This is a genomic window from Symploca atlantica LB2515, assembly GCF_052546295.1.
On the sequence record NZ_JBQWMT010000001.1, the window covers coordinates 939665 to 958865 of the forward strand.

15 protein-coding genes and 1 pseudogene are annotated in these 19201 nt (G+C 44.1%); 7 read left to right on the forward strand and 9 right to left on the reverse strand.

The features are described from left to right. Positions 1-6: 6 nt before the first annotated feature. Complete coding sequence (locus ACT7WV_RS04010; protein ID WP_445101662.1) at positions 7-420, reverse strand: HNH endonuclease; 414 nt, start codon at positions 418-420, stop codon at positions 7-9. Beyond that, positions 421-606 (reverse strand): annotated as a pseudogene (locus ACT7WV_RS04015) (hypothetical protein); the annotation flags it as partial. On the opposite strand from ACT7WV_RS04015, the gene ACT7WV_RS04020 reads away from it, so the two are divergent. Further along, the gene (locus ACT7WV_RS04020; protein ID WP_445101664.1) at positions 570-1241 is read left to right on the forward strand and encodes a leucine-rich repeat protein; all 672 of its coding nucleotides are present in this window, start codon (positions 570-572) and stop codon (positions 1239-1241) included. The pseudogene ACT7WV_RS04015 and the gene ACT7WV_RS04020 overlap by 37 nt on opposite strands. 128 nt (positions 1242-1369) lie before the next feature. Then, positions 1370-2332: an aldo/keto reductase gene (locus ACT7WV_RS04025; protein WP_445101665.1), complete on the forward strand. Its 963-nt coding sequence runs from the start codon at positions 1370-1372 to the stop codon at positions 2330-2332. A gap of 37 nt (positions 2333-2369) precedes the next feature. Here ACT7WV_RS04025 and ACT7WV_RS04030 read toward each other — a convergent pair whose 3' ends face one another. From ACT7WV_RS04030 to ACT7WV_RS04050, 5 genes are all read right to left on the reverse strand, one after another. Next, a complete protein-coding gene (locus ACT7WV_RS04030) occupies positions 2370-3887 on the reverse strand; it encodes a sensor histidine kinase (protein WP_445101666.1) in 1518 nt (505 codons plus the stop codon). Between the two features lie 270 nt (positions 3888-4157). Beyond that, on the reverse strand, positions 4158-5315 hold the full coding sequence (locus tag ACT7WV_RS04035; RefSeq protein WP_445101667.1) for an RRXRR domain-containing protein: 1158 nt from the start codon (positions 5313-5315) through the stop codon (positions 4158-4160). Between the two features lie 927 nt (positions 5316-6242). Next, a complete protein-coding gene (locus tag ACT7WV_RS04040) occupies positions 6243-6704 on the reverse strand; it encodes a DUF3172 domain-containing protein (protein WP_463424215.1) in 462 nt (153 codons plus the stop codon). Positions 6705-6957: 253 nt separating this feature from the next. Continuing rightward, positions 6958-8070: a TRAP transporter substrate-binding protein gene (locus ACT7WV_RS04045; protein ID WP_445101669.1), complete on the reverse strand. Its 1113-nt coding sequence runs from the start codon at positions 8068-8070 to the stop codon at positions 6958-6960. A 131-nt stretch (positions 8071-8201) separates the two neighbouring features. Continuing rightward, positions 8202-8867 carry an HAD family hydrolase gene (locus tag ACT7WV_RS04050; protein WP_445101670.1) on the reverse strand — a complete coding sequence of 222 codons (666 nt, stop codon included), beginning with the start codon at positions 8865-8867 and terminating at the stop codon, positions 8202-8204. A 1372-nt stretch (positions 8868-10239) separates the two neighbouring features. On the opposite strand from ACT7WV_RS04050, the gene ACT7WV_RS04055 reads away from it, so the two are divergent. After that, on the forward strand, positions 10240-10692 hold the full coding sequence (locus ACT7WV_RS04055; RefSeq protein ID WP_445101671.1) for a hypothetical protein: 453 nt from the start codon (positions 10240-10242) through the stop codon (positions 10690-10692). A 254-nt stretch (positions 10693-10946) separates the two neighbouring features. On the opposite strand, the gene lexA is transcribed toward ACT7WV_RS04055, so the two are convergent. Together lexA and argF are read right to left on the reverse strand one after the other, a co-directional pair. Further along, entirely contained in the window at positions 10947-11579 is a 633-nt protein-coding gene (lexA, locus tag ACT7WV_RS04060) for a transcriptional repressor LexA (protein ID WP_445101672.1), read from the reverse strand. Between the two features lie 304 nt (positions 11580-11883). Beyond that, complete coding sequence (argF, locus tag ACT7WV_RS04065) at positions 11884-12804, reverse strand: ornithine carbamoyltransferase (RefSeq protein ID WP_445101673.1); 921 nt, start codon at positions 12802-12804, stop codon at positions 11884-11886. Between the two features lie 251 nt (positions 12805-13055). Between argF and ACT7WV_RS04070 the strand changes: the two genes are divergently transcribed. From ACT7WV_RS04070 to ACT7WV_RS04085, 4 genes are all read left to right on the forward strand, one after another. Next, entirely contained in the window at positions 13056-14840 is a 1785-nt protein-coding gene (locus ACT7WV_RS04070) for an alpha/beta hydrolase (protein WP_445101674.1), read from the forward strand. A gap of 65 nt (positions 14841-14905) precedes the next feature. After that, complete coding sequence (gene truB / locus ACT7WV_RS04075; RefSeq protein ID WP_445101675.1) at positions 14906-15805, forward strand: tRNA pseudouridine(55) synthase TruB; 900 nt, start codon at positions 14906-14908, stop codon at positions 15803-15805. Between the two features lie 180 nt (positions 15806-15985). Continuing rightward, positions 15986-16393, forward strand: a complete 408-nt coding sequence (locus ACT7WV_RS04080; protein ID WP_445101676.1) for a DUF1499 domain-containing protein — start codon at positions 15986-15988, stop codon at positions 16391-16393. An 831-nt stretch (positions 16394-17224) separates the two neighbouring features. Beyond that, positions 17225-19159 (forward strand): S9 family peptidase, encoded by a 1935-nt coding sequence (locus ACT7WV_RS04085; RefSeq protein ID WP_445101677.1) that lies wholly within the window; start codon positions 17225-17227, stop codon positions 19157-19159. Positions 19160-19201 lie beyond the last annotated feature (42 nt).

A 19201-nucleotide genomic window follows, 5' to 3' on the forward strand; every position in this document is an offset into this window, starting at 1 on the left:
ACAAGTTTATGGTGGTGGATGACGACCTAGCAATTTCTCTTCTGCCCTAATCGCTAACATTGTTGCTCGATTCAAATCAAGTGATTGCACCGTTGCTCTACCTGTAGCTGTCAACCCAACAACTTGCACACCATTCCAATCAAAGTGTTCTTTCCATACCTGTTGGCGAGGATTAAAAATGGAGACAACTTTACCCGTCTCGGAATCCTCAAGATTTTGCCGTGCGCCCTTGCGAAGTGAGCAGGAGACACAAGCAAGAGCCAAGTTTTTAGCAATCGTCTTGCTACCAGCTACGACAGGAACAATGTGGTCGATATGGAAAGTTGCTACTTGACCAATTTGCGATATTTTGCAATATTTACAACGGTTATCTGCTCTTTGAATAACTAATCGACGGAAGGAAGCTGGAATCGTTGCCATCTATGCTTGCTTCATCACCCGTGTCGATCGCAAACGCAGTAGAGATAAAAACTCCACCAGCTCCACAAGTCCTTCTGCTTCCTGTCGTTCTGCCTGAGACAGTGTATAGCTATAGCCCTCGTCCTGACGATCCAACAAAAATTGTAAGCGTGCCTGAACCGCTTGGGGAAGCTGGAATCGGGTTAGTTAGACCACTGGCATCTTTAACTAATCTCACCACACTTTTCCTCGATAGCAATCAAATCTCCGATATCAGCCCTCTAGCTTCTCTGACTAGTCTGAATACCCTTTCCTTGTTTGACAATGAGATCTCCAATATCAGCCCCCTGAGTTCCCTCACGAACTTGAAAACTCTCTCCCTATCTAATAACCAAATCTCCGACATCAGCCCTTTAAGTTCCCTTTCAAATTTAACTTGGCTAGCTCTCGGTAATAATCAAATCAGTAATGTTAGCCCCCTGGAATCGTTGTCCGCACTTGCTTGGCTGACCTTGTTTGAAAATCAAATCACGGATATCAGTCCCTTAGCATCTTTAGTCAATCTGAAAAACCTCTCCCTGGGCAACAATCAAATTAGCGATATCAGTCCCCTGGCATCTTTACTCAACCTAACTGAACTCTTCCTCTTTAACAACGAAGTTTCCGACATTAGCCACCTGGAATCTCTGACCAATCTCAATTGGTTAGATCTCTTCAATAATCCAGTCTCTGAAATCAGACCACTGAGACTGCTGACCAACCTGACTTCGCCAGATCTCCGAGGTAACCCCATCACTCAGAAAAATTGCCCAGTCAAGCCAGAATCTGTTTGTCGCTTTTAGTGTCCATCTGGAGTAGGAGTCAGTCAAGTTGAGAAAAGGCAGTTTTTATATCTATATCCATTTGCATAGACTTTTAATTGGTTTCAGATCCAAGATAGAGTCGTAGGATTGATTAACGAAGATTGGCTATGGAAACGCGACCTTTAGGCAGTTCTGACCTAAAAATAACTCCCATTATCATGGGCACCTGGCAAGCGGGTAAGCGCATGTGGGTGGGAATTGAAGATGAGGAGACAATTAGAGCAATTCGAGCTGCCTTTGAGGCTGGAATTACCACCATTGACACTGCGGAAGTCTATGGTGAAGGTCACTCAGAGCAAGTTATTGCTAAAGCACTAGCGGATGTGCGAGAACAGGTGATTTATGCATCAAAAGTGTTTGCCAATCACCTTAAGTACAATCAGGTAATTGAAGCGTGCGATCGCTCTTTAAAAAACCTCAACACTGACTACTTAGATCTCTACCAAATCCATTGGCCTTCTGGTTCTTTCAAGAGTGAGGTGGTTCCGATTGAAGAGACAATGAGTGCTCTGAATAAGTTAAAAGAACAGGGCAAGATTCGAGCGATTGGTGTCTCTAATTTTTCCCGCACTCAGTTGGAGGAAGCTGCACAGTACGGACGTATTGATAGTTTGCAGCCTCCCTACTCCCTGTTTTGGCGCAAAATTGAGCAAGATGCTCAACCTTATTGTGTCGAGCATAATATCTCGATCCTTGCCTACTCTTCCTTAGCTCAGGGACTGCTAACTGGCAAGTTTGGCCCTAACCACAAATTTGGCGAAGGTGATAATCGAGCCGATAATAAACTTTTTCAGGGTGAAAATTACCAACGAGCCCAGCAGGCTTTAGAGAAGCTTCGCCCTATTGCTGAGAGTCATCAGTGTAGTCTAGCTCAGTTATCTCTTGCTTGGTTAATCGCTCAACCGCAAGCTAATGCGATCGCCGGAGCACGCAATGTAGAGCAAGCGACTCAAAATGCCCAAGCGGCTGAGGTTAAGCTATCTGAAGATGAACTCCAAGAAATTGACGCGATCGGGCGAATTGTTACGGATCATCTGGATGATAATCCTCTAATGTGGAACTGGGGCTAGCGAGATAATCTTGCTAAATAGGAGAATTTTACTTTATTCAGCCGTAGGATTTTCTGGCTCTTAGGGGCAGTTCAATTCTAAATTCCGTTCCCCGCTCTCCCCTGGAAATACACTTGAGTTGACCACGGTGTTTTTCGATAATAATATCATGGCTGATTGCTAACCCCAAGCCGGTGCCTTTACCTACGGGTTTGGTAGTGAAGAAAGGGTCAAAAATGCGCGCCCTGACTTCTTCTGACATACCAGGGCCGTTATCGATAATTCTCACTACCACCTGGGAAGCAGAATCCTCACCATCATCAGTATTGTCGCTGATTACTTCTGTAATAATCCGGATCGAGGGAGTTGCAGAAGGTTCTTTAGCTAGTTGCAATTGAGAGCCTTCTGCCTTGAATGTGGCAACTCTCAACTCCTCTAAAGCATCAATGGCATTGCATAACAAATTCATGAATACTTGGAGCAAAAGACAGCCATAGCACTCGACTAAGGGTAGATCGCCGTATTCCTTGAAAACCCTAATCCCTGGCTTTTCCCCATTTGCTTGTAATCGATTGTTGATAATTAAAAGCGTGCTATCAATCCCTTGATGAAGATCTAGCGGTTCCATCTCAGCTTGATCAAGTCTTGAGAAGTTGCGCAGTGACTGAACAATATGGTGAATGCGTTGAGCCCCCGACTGCATTGAGGAAAGAGTTTTAGGAAAATCTTCTACCAAAAAATCTAGATCAATTTCTTCAGCGGCCTTTTGAATTTCTGGCACTGGTTGAGGATAGTATTTGAGGTAGAGTGCGAGGAGAGTTAGTAAATCATTAGTATATTGACGTGCGGGTATGATGTTGTTGCAGACAAAGCTAACTGGGTCGTTAACATCGTGAGCTACGCAAGCTAATAACTGTCCTAAGCTAGACATTTTTTCCATTTCCAGCAATTGTGCTTGAGTCTGGTGCAGTTGACTCAAAGCCTGCTCTAATTGTTGGGTTTGAATGACAAATTTAGCTTCTGATTTCTGCAAAGACTTCTCAGCTAATTTTCTCTTAGTAATATCATTAACAAAGCCTTCGTAGTAGAGAAAATTACCATTTTTATCCCTTACTACCCGTACCTTTTCCGCAATCCAGATAATGCTGCCATCTTGTCGATAAACCTGAGATTCAAACTCAGATATAGTATCCCTAGAATGTAATAGTTCAATCAGCTCGGTATAACGGTTTGGATCAACGTAAAGCTGCCCTCTGATATCTGTCAAATACGTTAGTAATTTTGCCGGTGATTCGTAGCCATAGAAGCGTGCTAGTGCTGGGTTGCAAACTTGATAGCGACCATCAAGGGTTGCTTGATAAAGACCTTCAATAGCATTATCAAAGAGGCTTTGATACTTATGTTGGGCTTGCCGTGTAGAATTTTCGAGCCGTTGACGCTCAGTATTTTGCTTGGCTAGTTCCCGGTTAGCGTGGTTTAATTGTTCTGTCAACTTTACAAGGTTTTCTTGGAGTTTTTCATTGCCTTCTACCCTGTCGGCAGAACTAGCTGGCAAACTTTCGCGTTTTAGTAACATAGATCATTTGCTGAGTTTTCTTGACCACTGCCAACATCATTGAGTAAATCCCGGCCGGATTTTCAACCTGTAACTTTTGCCAGGTTATAGAAGTCTGCTGTTAGGCAACCCTCTGTAGTGCTTGGTTTTTCCTACTAATTGGCCGGAAAGCTCAACCCCGAACTAGTTCCTTCTCGCTATTTTTCAACAGACTCGTGGGAGTCCCTTGGTTCAGCGAAGCAACCAGGGGAGGGATAGCGGGATGCCGGAGGGACGGAGGCATCCAAATAACTATGCAAGACACAACCTATTACTTCTCCTTAATAACTTCACTTTGCTGGGCGTAAATTGACCAATTCGCTTCCATGAGTAGTCGTAGATTGATACATTTTTGGACTTATCAGTACAGGTGAAGCCTCCAATGTACCCAACGAATTGTTGCTCTTTTTTCGTAGCTTTAACTAAATCACCAACCCTGAATCCGAACGGTGTAACAGTTCCGCCTTTACGTTTTCTAATTCCGGACTTATCTGGAACTAGAAAGTGTAATTGACGACGAAAGAAACCGTATTCTTTCCCTCGTTTTACTGCGCCTAGACGAGTGACGATTCTGAACACCGAATCAGTGATCTGCACATTACCTCTCCAGAGATATCCCTGCGTATTTGAGGTGATGTGGCGGCTATATTGAACAAAGAAACCACAAGCTAAAGCCACACCGTCAACGGCATGAGTTTCTGGCTTGGCTTCACCTTTGTTTTCTTTGTCCTTAACAAGTCCTAGATGCTTCCTGATTTGAGAAGTCCCATTGCCATTTTTCTGCCAGCCCTCGCGGACAAGGACAGGGGCAATCGTTTCCATCTGAGCAATTGCCCAATTTTGACCGCTCATCACAGGAGAGAAACCCTTTCCAGATTTGGCTGACTTTCTTTTAGTTCTATCCACGTCAGCCTTAACTCGCTCGTAGACAATGGCTGTTAGGGGGAATATCTTAGATAGTTCCCTAACAACCCTTAGCTCTAGCTGCCTAGAGGCTTTGATTGATGGAGGAACTTTGGACTGTTTGCGATTATTGAACCTAACTTGGCGATGGTTTCTCAACTTGAAGGAAACTTTCCGGTTAATCCTTCTGGAACGCCGAGAACGCCTAAGCATTCTACGCTGTTCCATTCGTTGCTTTACTCGTCCAAAGGGCAAAATTAAATGAAATCTTGCTAGGGTAAACTGGGCAGATTGCACACCTATTCCAGCGTAACTTTTACCTGGGTCTAGTCCTACTACAACAGGTTGAGTTTCCTCACCCTTTGGCACAAGAAGTTGAACATAATAAATGCCAACATCTGACCATTTGCCAACTGCCTTGCCTTCTTTTACCCATCTTCTCGCTCTTGAGCTTTTTGTGGGCATAAGAGGTTTAGCATCTTGACTTACTACTGGTACACGAATCATGGAGACAATCCTCTCGTGTTGAGTTTAAAAGTCCCTTACGGCATTAGCACAACTGTGTCTAGGATTTACCCTATTGCCTGAGATTCCAGACTCTTACAAATAGCCCGAACCAGGGAAGAATTCGGTAGTGTTTATCTTGTGCTAACTCAGCGCTTCCACTTCCCTCAGCGCTGACACTGAGCGGAGCCGAAGTGTCAGCCGTATTCACGATTTCAGGCAAGGTTATCTCTTGCAATCCCTAGGCTCAACGAAGTAGCCTAGGGTTCGTGAACAGATGTCTTAGCTGCAAGTTTTGTTAGACAGGAAGAATTCTCCCGGCGCTAACCTTTGATGGAGCTTTTCGGCAATCCGAGTAGGTAATCTCGAAACTGTGAATAAGCCATCTATCGGGGGTAGCGCCAGGTGCTTTAATCTTGCCCATCTAGCCAGTAAACTCGCGGGCTAAACAACTTTCATTACGGAAACCCAAGCAGATTCTAACTCCTACCTACTGTACCGGTCGGAGTCATTGAGCCCGTTGCTCGCCTGCTAGATGATGCTATGATTTAATATCATGTAACACTTCCCGCTTCAATTTTGTGACGTAGATCATGTTCTGTTGTGAAAGTCGTCACATCAGTAAAAATTGATACTAAAAATTACGCTAGCTTCACTCAATTGAAGAGCTTAGTTAGGGAATATTTTGCCTAGCCTTATACTTAAGGCGATTAGCTGACTAGCAAACTAACAACTAGTATTGCCTCTAGTTGCGGGTCACTATCGTAGAGTGCTTGCAGTTATAGTCAGACCAATAACGCCGTTGTCGTAGTTTGAACCAGACTGCGCTCCACGCTCTAGTATCAAACTACTCTCTACTGGCTTAATCTCTACTGGCTGAAAAAGCTTTCTGAACAAGCACTCTACCTATATCCACCAATGTCCACTAGCTCAAAAATTATCCGTTTCTGGTCGCGGGCCTACTGTACCTGGTTGATTGAGGAAGAAGTTATCGGCGGCTTCATTCTGATAAATGCATCCAATTTCGGGTGAACTACCCAAGTCGCCAGTGTAGCCAAAGGTATTCATCCGGTTTTTGCACTGGCGCACCTCCTCGGAGGTTACCAGTTTCTTTTGCTCCAAAATTGACCAGTTATTGCGACGCAATACACATCCAGGTCTGATACTCGGCTGAGTAACATAGACATTAAAGGGGTTATAGGTTACAAAGACACGCATATCAGTAACCGTGGCACTAGCTCCATACTGAATACAAAGCTCTGCATTCGGTGCGCTGCGGTCGATGACTTCACGGGAAGCTACGTTTTCTGGGTTGAAAGTAGCTGTGGAACTAAGAGCCATACCAACCCCAATTCCGATAGCAAATATTGCTCCCAAAATCGCTATGGACATAGCATTAAAGACACTGCGCGGTGCGGAAGTTGAGGGGTTAGCTCTGGAAGGCCTGGATCTAGTACGTGTCATAATCGCTTAGTCAACTTTTAAAAGAATTTTAAGGTAGTAGTCAATATACTTCCCTCTCCTAGTATGCCTATAGACACCCTCCCTCGACCTGGAAAAAGAAGATTGGCTGCAGCAAACTCTCAAGCTAATTCTAAGAAAAAAGTGCCGAGTCTACAACTTATCCGTTTTGGCATTGAAGAGGTTATCCCTGCGGCTCAGACACCACAAAATTACCAAAACTCAGTTCGTTTACCTGATTCCATTTGTAAATCTGCTCCCGGAAACTCTGCCACTGGTCATAAACTTGTTTAAATGCAGCTTCTTTGCCTGCATTTTCTTCGTAAAGGTCAAAGGAAGCCTTTCTTGCCGCCTGCAAAATCTCTGTAGAGTAAGGAATTAGCTTGGTACCACCAGCAACTAGACGTCCGAGTGCCTCCCGATTCAATGCCTCGTACTGAGATAGCATATTGAGGTTGGCATCCCAGGTGGCTGTTTTAAATATTTCCTGATAATCCTTCGGTAACTTCTCCCAAGCCGAGCGGTTAACCTGTATCTCTAGGGTTGCTCCTGGTTCCCACCAGCCTGGGTAGTAGTAAAACTGCGCTGCCTTATTCAAGCCTAGTTTTTCGTCATCGTAGGGGCCAACCCACTCGGTAGCGTCAATTGCTCCCCTCTCTAGCGCTAGAAAAATTTCACCACCCGGTAAATTTTGGGCATTAACTCCCAAACGGGACATCACTTTGCCCCCTAATCCAGGAATACGCATCTTCAAGCCTTGGAGATCAGCTACAGATTTGATTTCTCGCTTGAACCAGCCTCCCATCTGGGTACCTGTGTTTCCAGCCGGAAAGTTAATCACCCCAAAGTCAGCATAGAGCTGCTGCATCGCCTCTAAGCCGCCGCCGTGGTAGAGCCATGCATTTTGCTGTTGGGCATTGAGACCAAAAGGCATACTTGTTCCAAAAGCCAGTGCGGGGTTTTTGCCAATATAGTAATAACTTGCCGTGTGACCACACTGAACTGTGCCTTGTTGAACTGCATCTAGGACTTCCAATCCTGGCACAATTTCCCCCGCAGCAAAAGGAGTAATTGTGAAACGCCCATTGGTCATTTCACTGACTCGCTTGCATACCGTATCAGCTCCTCCAAAGATGGTGTCCAGGGATTTTGGCCAACTGGTTGCCATGCGCCATCTCACGTTAGGCTGACTGTTAGCTTGAGTAGCTGGGCCTGTTCTAGCTTGGTTACAGGCACCTAGAACAGCAGCACTGGCAGCGCTGACGGCAGCACTGCCAAGAATTTGTCGGCGTTTCATGAGTTTTAAAAGTCACTTTTGTCCTTGAGTGTAGTCAATACTACAGGCAAAGTAGCTTTTTTATCTGGAGTTTTTTTATGGGCTTTGCTCTCCTCTGGTGATTTGTTTTGAAGGCCAGTCCAGTATAGTTATCACTGCGATAAAGGAGACGCTGCATACTGAGCTAATAAGTCAGCGGGATCGCGGTACACAGCCATGCAGCCAGCTTCTTTTAACTCTGCTTCAGAAAAACCGCCACAGAGTACTCCAACTGTACGTAGGTTGATTTTGCTGGCGGCTTGTGCGTCGTAAGGGCTATCGCCAACAACAATTGTTTCGCCAATGGTGATGCCTTCGAGTTTGTCTAGTGCCGTCTGAAAGATATCTGGTTCTGGTTTAGACTTCTCGACGTCGTCTGTAGAAGTAGCACCGTCTACGAGTTCTTCAATTTGGAGTAGCTGTTTGTAGTGTTCGAGAGTTTCCTGCCGTGCCGAGGAGGCTAGGACAATCATTTTATCCTCTGCCTTGAGGCGTTTAAATAGTTCCTGGACTTTTTCAAAGGGACGCACCTGTGATAAAAGCTCTCGTTGATAATATTCCTTACGGTATTCTGCAATGCGATCGCCGATCTGTTCAAATTCGGCTTGCGAGATCAAGTCGGGGATTATATATTCGCTTCCCTTCCCAATTTGGTGACGTAGCTGTTCATAAGGTATTTCATGGCCATAGTGTTGAAAGGCTTTTTGCCATGCTTGTGCGTGCAGTGCCACAGAATCAACTAGCGTGCCATCTACGTCAAAAATTACAGCTTTGAGCATCGTCTTCTACTTATTTTTCAATCCCGATTGTGCCGGGATTTATCAGCTGAGCGCATCATCCTTGAGACTGGAACTAACTTGTGAGTTTCTTTGGTAATTTTCTAGTAGAGATTTCCTGAAAGTTATTTTGGGAGTTCTGGCACCTCAATAGTAACTAAAGTGCCGATTTTCTTAAGAAATAATAAAGACGTTTCTGATAATCACCTATCAATCTTTTTCGCTTTTATACCAATTGATTACAGCATGGCAACTTGATTTGTGAAAGCTGCGATTTTGAAAAAATCCAACTGGAAAAGCACCTGAGCTAATGGTCTCAAGTAATTCTTTTCATAAACAAAATAGAATTGTTATCTAAAACTAATTTCTGGCAGTTTTTTATTAATTTTAAATTGATATGTAGATCACAAATCATTCATGAAATTCTTAATACTTAGAGCTATAGCAGAGTTAACTTAACAGAATTAGCTGTTTTATAAATCATATTTTCTAACTCTCTAGCCTTAATCAATTAGAAAAAAACGCTGTTTCTCTTATGTTATAGTAGCTACAAAAATATTCTGGATTTTCCACTAGTATTCCTAAGAATTTTAATGACTTATTTGCCACAGTTAGGACTACAGTGGTATATCTAACAAAGAAAAATAAAACAATAGATATAAGGGTAGATTTATAGCAAAAAGAGAATACAATAAACTGAATAACACACACTTGGAATTATTCTTGGATTGTCAGCGGAGAGCAGCTTTTTCGTGTTTGTTTAGCTAGAATAAGCTTTTTACTAAAGAAAATGACTTGTTAATTTACTCAAACTACTTCTTGAAAAATGGCTCTAGATCAGTTGTCTGCCTATTATCTTAGTAGTGGCTTTATCAATCCATTTATCGGACAGATGCCCAAGGATTTTAACCAGGAGAATAAGGTGAGTTTCACGATAAAAACCTGTTGCAATGTTTTCCCAGTAATTGCGAATTTTGTTCGTTTACTGATACTTTCTACATCTAACCAAGGGCAAGAGAAGTATAAAAATTGCCGTTTAGTCTATTGGCAATTCTATTGAATATCCTAATGTCTATCATTCTAATTTTTTAGGAATTTAGCAAATTCTTAGAAGATTTACTGTCGTCTTTTTAGATGGTAAATTTTATGGCAAATAGCAGAAAGACATTTATCCGAAGTTATTATAATCAGCCAAAAATAAACTGAGTAGTATTTTGTACTCTTTAAATAATGGAATCCTTGGTTTGCTCTAGACAATTATAGAGATGCTTTTTATTAAAAATAATGAAGCATAAACTAAGTATCTCGAGGAGAAGACTGCTATCAATGAGTGTCAAAAAAACATCAAAAATTACAGCAAAGAGTTGGTATCAAAATGAATGAATTCTTAAGTTTTTTAGAACCGCTAGTGGGGACAAATCCTTCTGCAACTTCAGATCCTTTACTTAATCCCAATCCTTCTGCAACTTCAGACACGTTACTGGGTTCAAATCCTTCTGGAACCTTGGTTGACCCCTTGTCAGAAAAGCCAACACTAAATGCTCCTCAACAGGAAGTCGTCATTGCACCTGGTGCGGCTCCGATTGCGGAACCCGTGATTCCTGTGAACTTTGAGCCTCCCGTTGTCGATGCTTTGCTTACCACTTCAATGACGGGTTCCGGCTTCGACTTTGACCTAGATTACAACATTGACGGCCCTGGTCTTGACTACAATGGCTTCCTTGACTTCGGTGATTTGTGGGGACCATTTCCGATTGGTAGAGTTGGCGAATTGTTACTTGGGCCACGGGATAATTTGGATTTCTTCCAGTTTGGAAATTTGCTTTAAAGCTAGTTTTTGGAAAATTTTTGAACCCCCTGGAAAATGGCAAATTAGCCGGGGGTTCTTATTGCTCTATAAAGATAAAATACCTAAATTCCTCCTGCGTTCTCCAAGCTATCAAGACAAGTTTTATTGCTGCATTTTACATATCTTAAACAAGAGTAGAGACATTGCCGGCAACGTCTCTACTAAACTGAGCCGGTAATTTTTGTTAGCTACCCTCAGCAACCATCTATGACACTTTCATTCAACCCACAATTCTAATGTCTAGTCAGGGCTTGTAGAGTAGGTTCATAACCACGCCAAACACCCACCAGTACCCCCTGCACTTGTACATTGTTCGCCATGACTTCTATAGGATGATAGTTAGAGTTAGCGGGTTTGAGCGTGACGTGCTCACCGTCACGATAGAAGCGTTTCAAAGTAGTGCCGTATCCTTCGACTCGTGCTGCCACAATCAGACCATTTTTGAGTTGCTCTGGATCAGAGACTGGTTTCATAATTACCACATCCCCTTCAGTAATTAGGTCTTCAATCATGCTATCTCCGACTACCCGCAGAGCAAAGTTACCAGGTTGAGAGAAGAAGTTAGACAAATCTAGCTGCTCAACTTCGTCGGTAAAGGGTTCCACAAGACCACCAGCCATGATTGCACCTAGTACTGGTACTCCCATAGTCGGAGTACCCAAAATTCTTATTGTCCGCGCCTTTCCTTCTATCCAGTCAATGTATCCCTTCGCTCGCAAATGTTCCAAGCGACTCTGAATTGGTGCTGGTGAGCGCAGATTCATCGCTCGCATCATTTGCCGAATTGAAGGAGCGTGTTTTGAGATGTGAATATAATCGACCAGCCAATCATAAAGTTCTTGTTGGGCTTTAGTTAGGGGTTCCATATTTCTACAGGAGGCAATAAGTAGTTTGAAGCTTCCAGTTATAGAGGCGAGTTTTTCGACAATTAAGCTGTACTGCCTAGATGTAAGTAAACTTGCCCCTACTTCTATGTACTGAATGCTGATCTATCTAGAACATTCGTACTACTAAAACTCCTTATTTGTCCAGTAGCAATAAATTTTCGGCGTTGCATAGTTGCAGGATGGTTAGGGATTTTCAGCAATCCCTTGTCCTCCTAGTTCCCCTAGTCCCTTAATCATCCCCTGATTGTGCAACGCCCAATTTTCTACCTGCCCTTTCGGCTATTTAATCTGTTCCTAAAAGACTAACCAATAGGGCTTTTTGGGCGTGCATTCGGTTTTCTGCCTGATCCCAAATACGCGATCGCGCTCCTTCCATTACCTCATTTGTAATCTCTTCCCCCCGATGAGCCGGCAAACAATGCAATACAATTGCTTCCGAGTCAGCATTAGTTAAAAGTTGTTCATTTACCTGATAAGGCTGAAAAACTGGAATGCGAGTCGAAGCCGAATCTTCCTGACCCATACTTGCCCAAACATCAGTGTAAAGGACATGAGCATCTTTAACGGCGGCAATTGGGTCATCGGTAAGCATCACTTCCGTTCTACCAGCAGTAATTTGCTTAGCCCGCTCTACAATTCTAGGATCTGGTTGATAAGCTAATGGTGTGGCAACTCTGATATTCATCCCCATGAGGGCGCATCCCAACAGCAGCGAATGAGCCACATTATTACCATCTCCGAGGTAAGTTAAAGTTAAACCAGCAAGAGAGCCAAAATTTTCTTCAACAGTCAAAAAATCTGCCAAAACCTGACAAGGATGTTCTAAATCAGTGAGGGCATTGATGATCGGAATCTGAGCATATTCGGCAAAAGTTTCTAGCTGATTCTGGTCAAAAGTGCGAATTGCCAAAATGTCCAGATAGCGATCCAAGACCCGTGCTGTGTCTATTACAGGTTCCCCTCTACCTACCTGGGTAACATTGGGATTCAAGTCAATCACCTGACCACCTAATTGGTACATGGCAACCGAAAAGCTTACCCTTGTTCGTGTAGAAGCCTTATAGAACAACAGCCCCAATCTCTTGTTGCAATGCAGATGCACCTGACCTGCTTTCAACTGAGTTGCCAACTGCAACAGTTGTTGAATTTCTTCGGTACTGAGGTCTGCCAAACTCAGCAGGTCTCGCCCTTTTAATACTTTCACGTTTTTTCCCCGATGACTAAATTGAGCTATAATCGCCTGTTCTATACAGACAATCAACAAGATAACAAAGTACAATCTTTTCCGGATATGAGACTTTTAGAACTACCTAGTTATTTTCAAGAAGTACTGTTTTAAAAACTTATCAGAATTTAGCTAGTAGAAAAGCAATAAATTGTCAAGATTGTTTTGAATAATTATCAACCTTTTTATTGGCAAAATTGGCTATTAATAATTAAACTGCAATTAACAATATGAACAGCACTCCAGCGCTAGACCAGTCTAGTTTCGGATTAGTCGCTCGTCATCTCGAAGGGCGCGACTCGGAGGGAAAACTGCGAATCTGGGACTTCAGAGTAGGGCGGATATCTACTAGCCTAGGAATTGCCCTATTGAATTTGGGAGTGCTGCTCACCCCAGCCTGGATCACAACTCCAGCTCAGGGAGCCGAAAAGGTTTATGTGAATTTTGGCCCTTTGGAGTTTTCTTTGTCGATCGCTGCTCTTGAAGTTTATGCCACTGAAGGCAAAATTGAACCAGAACTAGATTTTTATGCAAATTACGTAGACCCGCAACAGCTCGATCAGCTGCGCCAGGCTTTGATCACTCCTGTCGATGTGACACCAGTGACAATTGCTCAATTTCTCTATTCGCCCCAAGGAGAAGTGATCTTAGAACGGGTAGGTCAGGTCATCGAAACTAAAGCCGGTCAACCGGGCTTTTATGCAATTCGGGCAGCGCTGATTAAGGCTGCGGCTTACCCCCAAGGTTTGACACTGTTAAATGTACTACGGGAGTTTCCCACCTACGGCATTCGGATTAACTCAGGGCGCGCCTTCGATATTATTGACGAACTCTCAAGCCTGATTAGGCAAACAGAAAATGCGATCGCAGCAGTTGAAAGGGAATCTCGAAGCCAGGCCTCTATTTATCAGTCGGCTTCTAAGTCGGTTATGAGACCAATCCTCGCCATAGCTGAAGATCCCACGGGTTTCTCTGAACTGCCTGACTTGCGGCAAGCAGGTTCAGTAAGCTACTCGAAGCAAACGATGACACTCAATGACACTGCTCGTGGTAGAAAATTCAACGCTGATTTATATTTACCAGAGCGTCCCAATAGTTTACTAGGAGAAGCTCGGAGAAACTTAGCACCAGTGGTTGTAATTTCCCACGGACTGGGTTCCAACCGTCAAACCTTTGCCTATTTAGCTAAACATTTAGCCTCTTACGGATTTGCTGTAGCTGTTCCAGAGCATCCAGGGAGTAATTCTGAGCAAGTAAAAGCTTTATTTAATGGTCTTGCCAGTGAGGTGACTCCCCCAACTGAATTAATTAACCGACCTGCTGATATTAAGTTTTTGCTTGATCAACTAGAGCGTTCTTTTGGAGAACAGCTTAATCTTAAACAGGTAGGTGTACTCGGTCAGTCCTTTGGAGGCTACACTGCTTTAGCTTTGGCGGGTGCAGCGATTAATTTTGAGCAACTTCAGCAAGATTGTGCGTCTTTAAATAATTCTTTTAATTTGTCGCTATTGCTGCAGTGTATTGCTTTAAGGTTGCCACCATTGGATCATCAGCTCAGTGACGAACGAGTTAAGAGTATCATCGCCATCAATCCGATTGACAGCACTGTCTTTGGCAAGACACAGCTGAGCGAGATTGCCATGCCAGTAATGCTAGTGGCTGGCAGTGATGATACTGTAGCACCAGCTCTGCCGGAACAGATTCAACCCTTTACCTGGCTGACAACCCCAGAAAAATATCTAGTTCTACTCAAAAAAGGAACACACTTTTCTACTCTGACAGAAGAAAGCGGTGCGATACCGTTGCCTCCGGAAGCTATTGGGCCTGATCCAAGAATTGCTCAGGAATATATGAAGGCACTAAGCTTAGCATTTTTTCAAACGTATATTGCCGGAGAGCCAGAATACGAAAGTTACTTAAACGCTTCCTACGCCCAATTTCTCTCTCAAGAGCCGATACCCTTGAGTTTACTGGAATCTTTGACACCGAAGCAGTTGTTGGAAGCGCCAAATTAGGAAACTAGACCTTTGTAGAAATAAGAAGTAAACATTTGGCAAAATGAGCTAGGAGTATAACTGCGATGCAAGGCTTTTTGAATTTAAATAAGCCAGAGGGATTGACCTCCCACGACTGTGTCGCAAGGGTGCGGCGTCTTTTGAAAATCAAGCGAGTTGGTCATGCAGGCACATTAGATCCGGCAGCCACTGGCGTCTTACCAATAGCCTTGGGTAGGGCAACCAGGCTATTGCAGTATTTGCAGCAGGATAAGGCATACCGAGCAAAGATACGGCTGGGTGTGAGGACAACAACGGACGACTTGCAAGGAGAAGTTATTGTTATAGAATCAGCCAGTGGCTTGACCTTGGAGAATGTCTTGCCCTTACTCAGCAAGTTTGAGGGTACGATTCAGCAAGTACCGCCGATTTACAGTGCAATTCAAGTAAAGGGTCAACGCCTCTATGATTTAGCTAGAGCAGGTAAAGCTGTTGAAGTGCCAGAGCGTACGGTAGAAATTTACCAGATTAAGGTGTTGGCTTGGCAACCAGGAGAGTTTCCCGAAGTAGAGGTGGAAATTGCTTGTGGTTCGGGGACTTATATTCGCTCCATCGCTCGTGACTTAGGGGAGTACCTGAAGACTGGTGGTGTACTGGCGTCCCTAATGCGTACCCAAAGCTGCGGTTTTCAGCTCTCAGATAGTCTCACTTTTGAGACATTAGAAACAAAACTGCTCTCCGGTCAGTTTAACCCTATACTGCCAGCAGCAGCACTCCAGCATCTACCAGCTATTTACTTACCTGCCTTAGCTGCCACCAGATGGCGTCAGGGACAGCGTCTTCCATGGCAAGAGGACTCTTTTGGTAGTTCTACACAAGCCCTGCAAGTTTACCAGGAAGGCGACCTTTTTTTGGGTATTGGTCAGCTCGTTAATTCCGAAGATGGGCAAATACTTGCTCCTCGAATGGTTTTCGAGCCTCTCTAGTCAGAGACAAGGTCAATGGTAAGCTCGTAGAACTGACAAGAAAGTACATTATTAAGCAAAATGAGTGTAGAGCTTCCGAAACGATCACCCTTCAGGTCAGCACTAATTGTTTTTATAGCATTAGTATTGGTTGCTGTCTGCGGGATAGGAGCGAACCTAGCCTTTTCAGGAGAATCTACAATGTTTGCTGGAACAAGACCAACTAATGTCGGTGTTCAGTCTTCGGGACAATTAGCGCCCTGTCCTAGTTCACCTAATTGCGTCAATAGTCAAGCTCAAGATGCAGAGCATGCTATTGAGCCTTTGAAGTATAGTTCAACCTCTCAAGAGGCAATGGCTAACCTCAAACAAATAGTTCAGGAGATGGAGAAAACGAAAATTATCGTAGACACCGATTATTACCTCTATGCAGAATTCCAGAGTAAGCTAATGGGATTCGTCGATGATGTAGAATTTTTAGTCGATGAAGGCGCTAATGTAATCAACGTTCGCTCGGCTTCGCGTCTGGGAAAGTCCGATTTAGGAGTGAACCGTAAACGGATTGAAACCATTAGGGCAAAACTCGGAGAACGGCAAAGCAATGCCTAGGGTTAATCCCCAAGCTATTTGCTCTATCAAAAAAACAGGAAAGTCAAGTTAGCTCGAGCAGGAAGCGGAAGTCTTATAACTTGGCTTCCTTGATTATCTTTGGCCGCTTAAGATTCCGTTTGAAGCGCGACTTCTCCAGCAAATAGTTTGCCCCTAGAGACAAACTATTTGCTGGCACAACTGACCAATTATTTATGTCCTCAGCAACCTCAAAATGCCATCTGACAAATGACTATTCGTGTAGGTTGGGGACTGCTATCAAAGACTGCTTGCTCTTTTTTGATGTGATGTTATGGAAACAACAAAGCAAAAACGAGAAAGAATGCAGAAACTAGAATAACCCAGAAAAGTAACGGATCATCTGGGCGTGAATCTGATTCATTAGTAAGGTCGCGACGGTAGCCACAGTTTACACATTTAAAAAGATCATGCTCGCTGTGTTCACAACGGACTAATGAATTTTTGTGACACTTCGGGCATTCCAGTGCCTCTACTTTTACCATGATTTTTGTCTCCAGACGAGGTGGTCTGCTCAGATTAGTTGAAGAGACGGAAATTATTGTAGTTTTCTTCACACCCCATTCTTTAAAATTAAAATATTTTTAGTAGTAATTCATCTAATCGTAAAAAAAATAGATATTTTATCGCCGTGCGAGAAAATGGTTAATTGAAAATTGAGACAAGGGTTAAATTAATTAAGTAACCTCAAGTCTCATCAGTCTCATCAAAAAAATTAGGGTGGGTATTAGGCTGTGGCGTTAATGCTTGTCTTAATCTGTAGTAGTCTTGTCAGTAAGTCTCAGTAGTGCCTTTTACAACGAAAAATCGCCGATGACTCAAGTCCAAACTGCACCTTATGGTTCCTGGAAATCGCCCATAACGGCAGACCTGATTGTCGCTGGGACAATTGGGCTAGGAAGTATCGCCCTTGATGGCGAAGACATCTACTGGATTGAAGGGCGGCCTGCTGAAGCGGGGCGGAATGTCATTGTGCGATGGACTCCAGACGGCAAGATTGCTGATGTAACTCCATCCCCTTTTAATGTTCGTACCCGTGTTCACGAGTACGGTGGCGGTGCTGTTACGGTTAAAGATGGGACAATTTACTTCTCTAACTTTGCTGACCAACGTCTCTATCAGCAAACTGACTCATCGACACCAGAAGCACTGACACCAGAAGCGGCGCTACGCTACGCAGATGCTGTGATTGACTCTCACCAAGGACGTATTATTGGTGTGCGGGAAGACCACACTGGTGGTGGTCATGAGCCAGTTAACACCTTAATTAGTATTAACTTAAAGCAGGGCAAAGATGTTCAAATAATTGCCTCTGGGTGTGACTTTTACTCCTCGCCGCGCCTTAGTCCTGATCACTCCAAGCTGGCGTGGTTAAGCTGGAACCATCCTAATATGCCTTGGGATAGTACTCAATTATGGGTAGCTCAGTTTGAAGAAGATGGTACTTTAGGTCAAGCTGAGTGTGTTGCTGGTGGTGTCAATGAGTCGGTTTTTCAGCCAGAGTGGTCACCGGACGGCGTACTGCACTTTGTCTCTGACCGCACTGGTTGGTGGAATCTCTATAGTTGGCATGACCGCGAAATTAGGCCACTGTGTTTAATGGAAGCTGAGTTTGGGCTTCCTCAGTGGGTTTTCGGTATGTCTACTTACGGTTTTGAGTCAGCCAATCGCCTCATTTGTACCTACAGCCAGGAGGGCATCTCTTACCTGGCAAGTTTCGACCGGCAGAGGAAACAGTTAGAGGTAATTGAGACGCCTTATACGAGTATTTCTTCGCTGCATGTGGCAAGGGGTCAGGCTGTATTCCTAGGTGGGTCAGCCACCGAACCGACGGCTGTGGTACGGTTAGACTTGATAAATGGTGCGATTAATGAGTTGCGACGCTCAAGCCAACTAGAGATTGATGACGGCTATCTCTCAAAGCCTCAGACGATCGCTTTCCCTACGGAAGAGGGATTAACTGCTTACGGTTTTTTCTATCCACCCCAAAACAAAGACTATGCTGCACCAACCGGAGAAAAGCCGCCGTTAATCGTTAAAAGTCACGGTGGTCCAACAGCCTCAACATCTAGTAGTTTTAATTTAAAAATTCAGTTTTGGACAAGTCGCGGCTTTGCCTTTCTGGATGTTAACTATGGTGGTAGCACAGGCTACGGACGAGAATATCGCCAGCGTCTCCAAGACAAATGGGGCATTGTGGATGTGGATGACTGTGCTAATGGTGCTAAGTACCTAGCCCAGCAGGGAGAGGTCGATAGTCAACGATTGGCGATCGCGGGTGGCAGTGCTGGTGGCTATACAACGTTAGCAGCCCTGACCTTCCGAGATGTGTTTAAGGCGGGCGCTAGTTACTATGGTGTCAGCGATTTAGAGGTATTGGCGAAGGAGACTCATAAATTTGAATCCCGCTACTTGGACGGGTTAATTGGCCCTTATCCGGAACGCCAAGACCTTTATCAGGCGCGATCGCCAATTCATTTCACAGAAAAACTCTCCTGTCCGGTGATTTTCTTTCAGGGACTCGAAGATGAGGTTGTACCCCCCAACCAAGCCAAGATGATGGTTGAAGCCTTGAAGCAGAAAGGGTTGCCGGTGGCTTATGTTACTTATGAGGGGGAACAGCACGGGTTTCGCCGCGCCGAGAATATTAAAAGAACTCTGGAAGGGGAGTTGTACTTTTACTCGCAGGTGTTTGGCTTTGAGTTGCCTGATGCTATAGAGCCAGTGGCGATCGAGAATCTGTCTTGAAGCTGTTAGTCTAAAGAAGTATCGAAAGCCTTAATCCGAAAC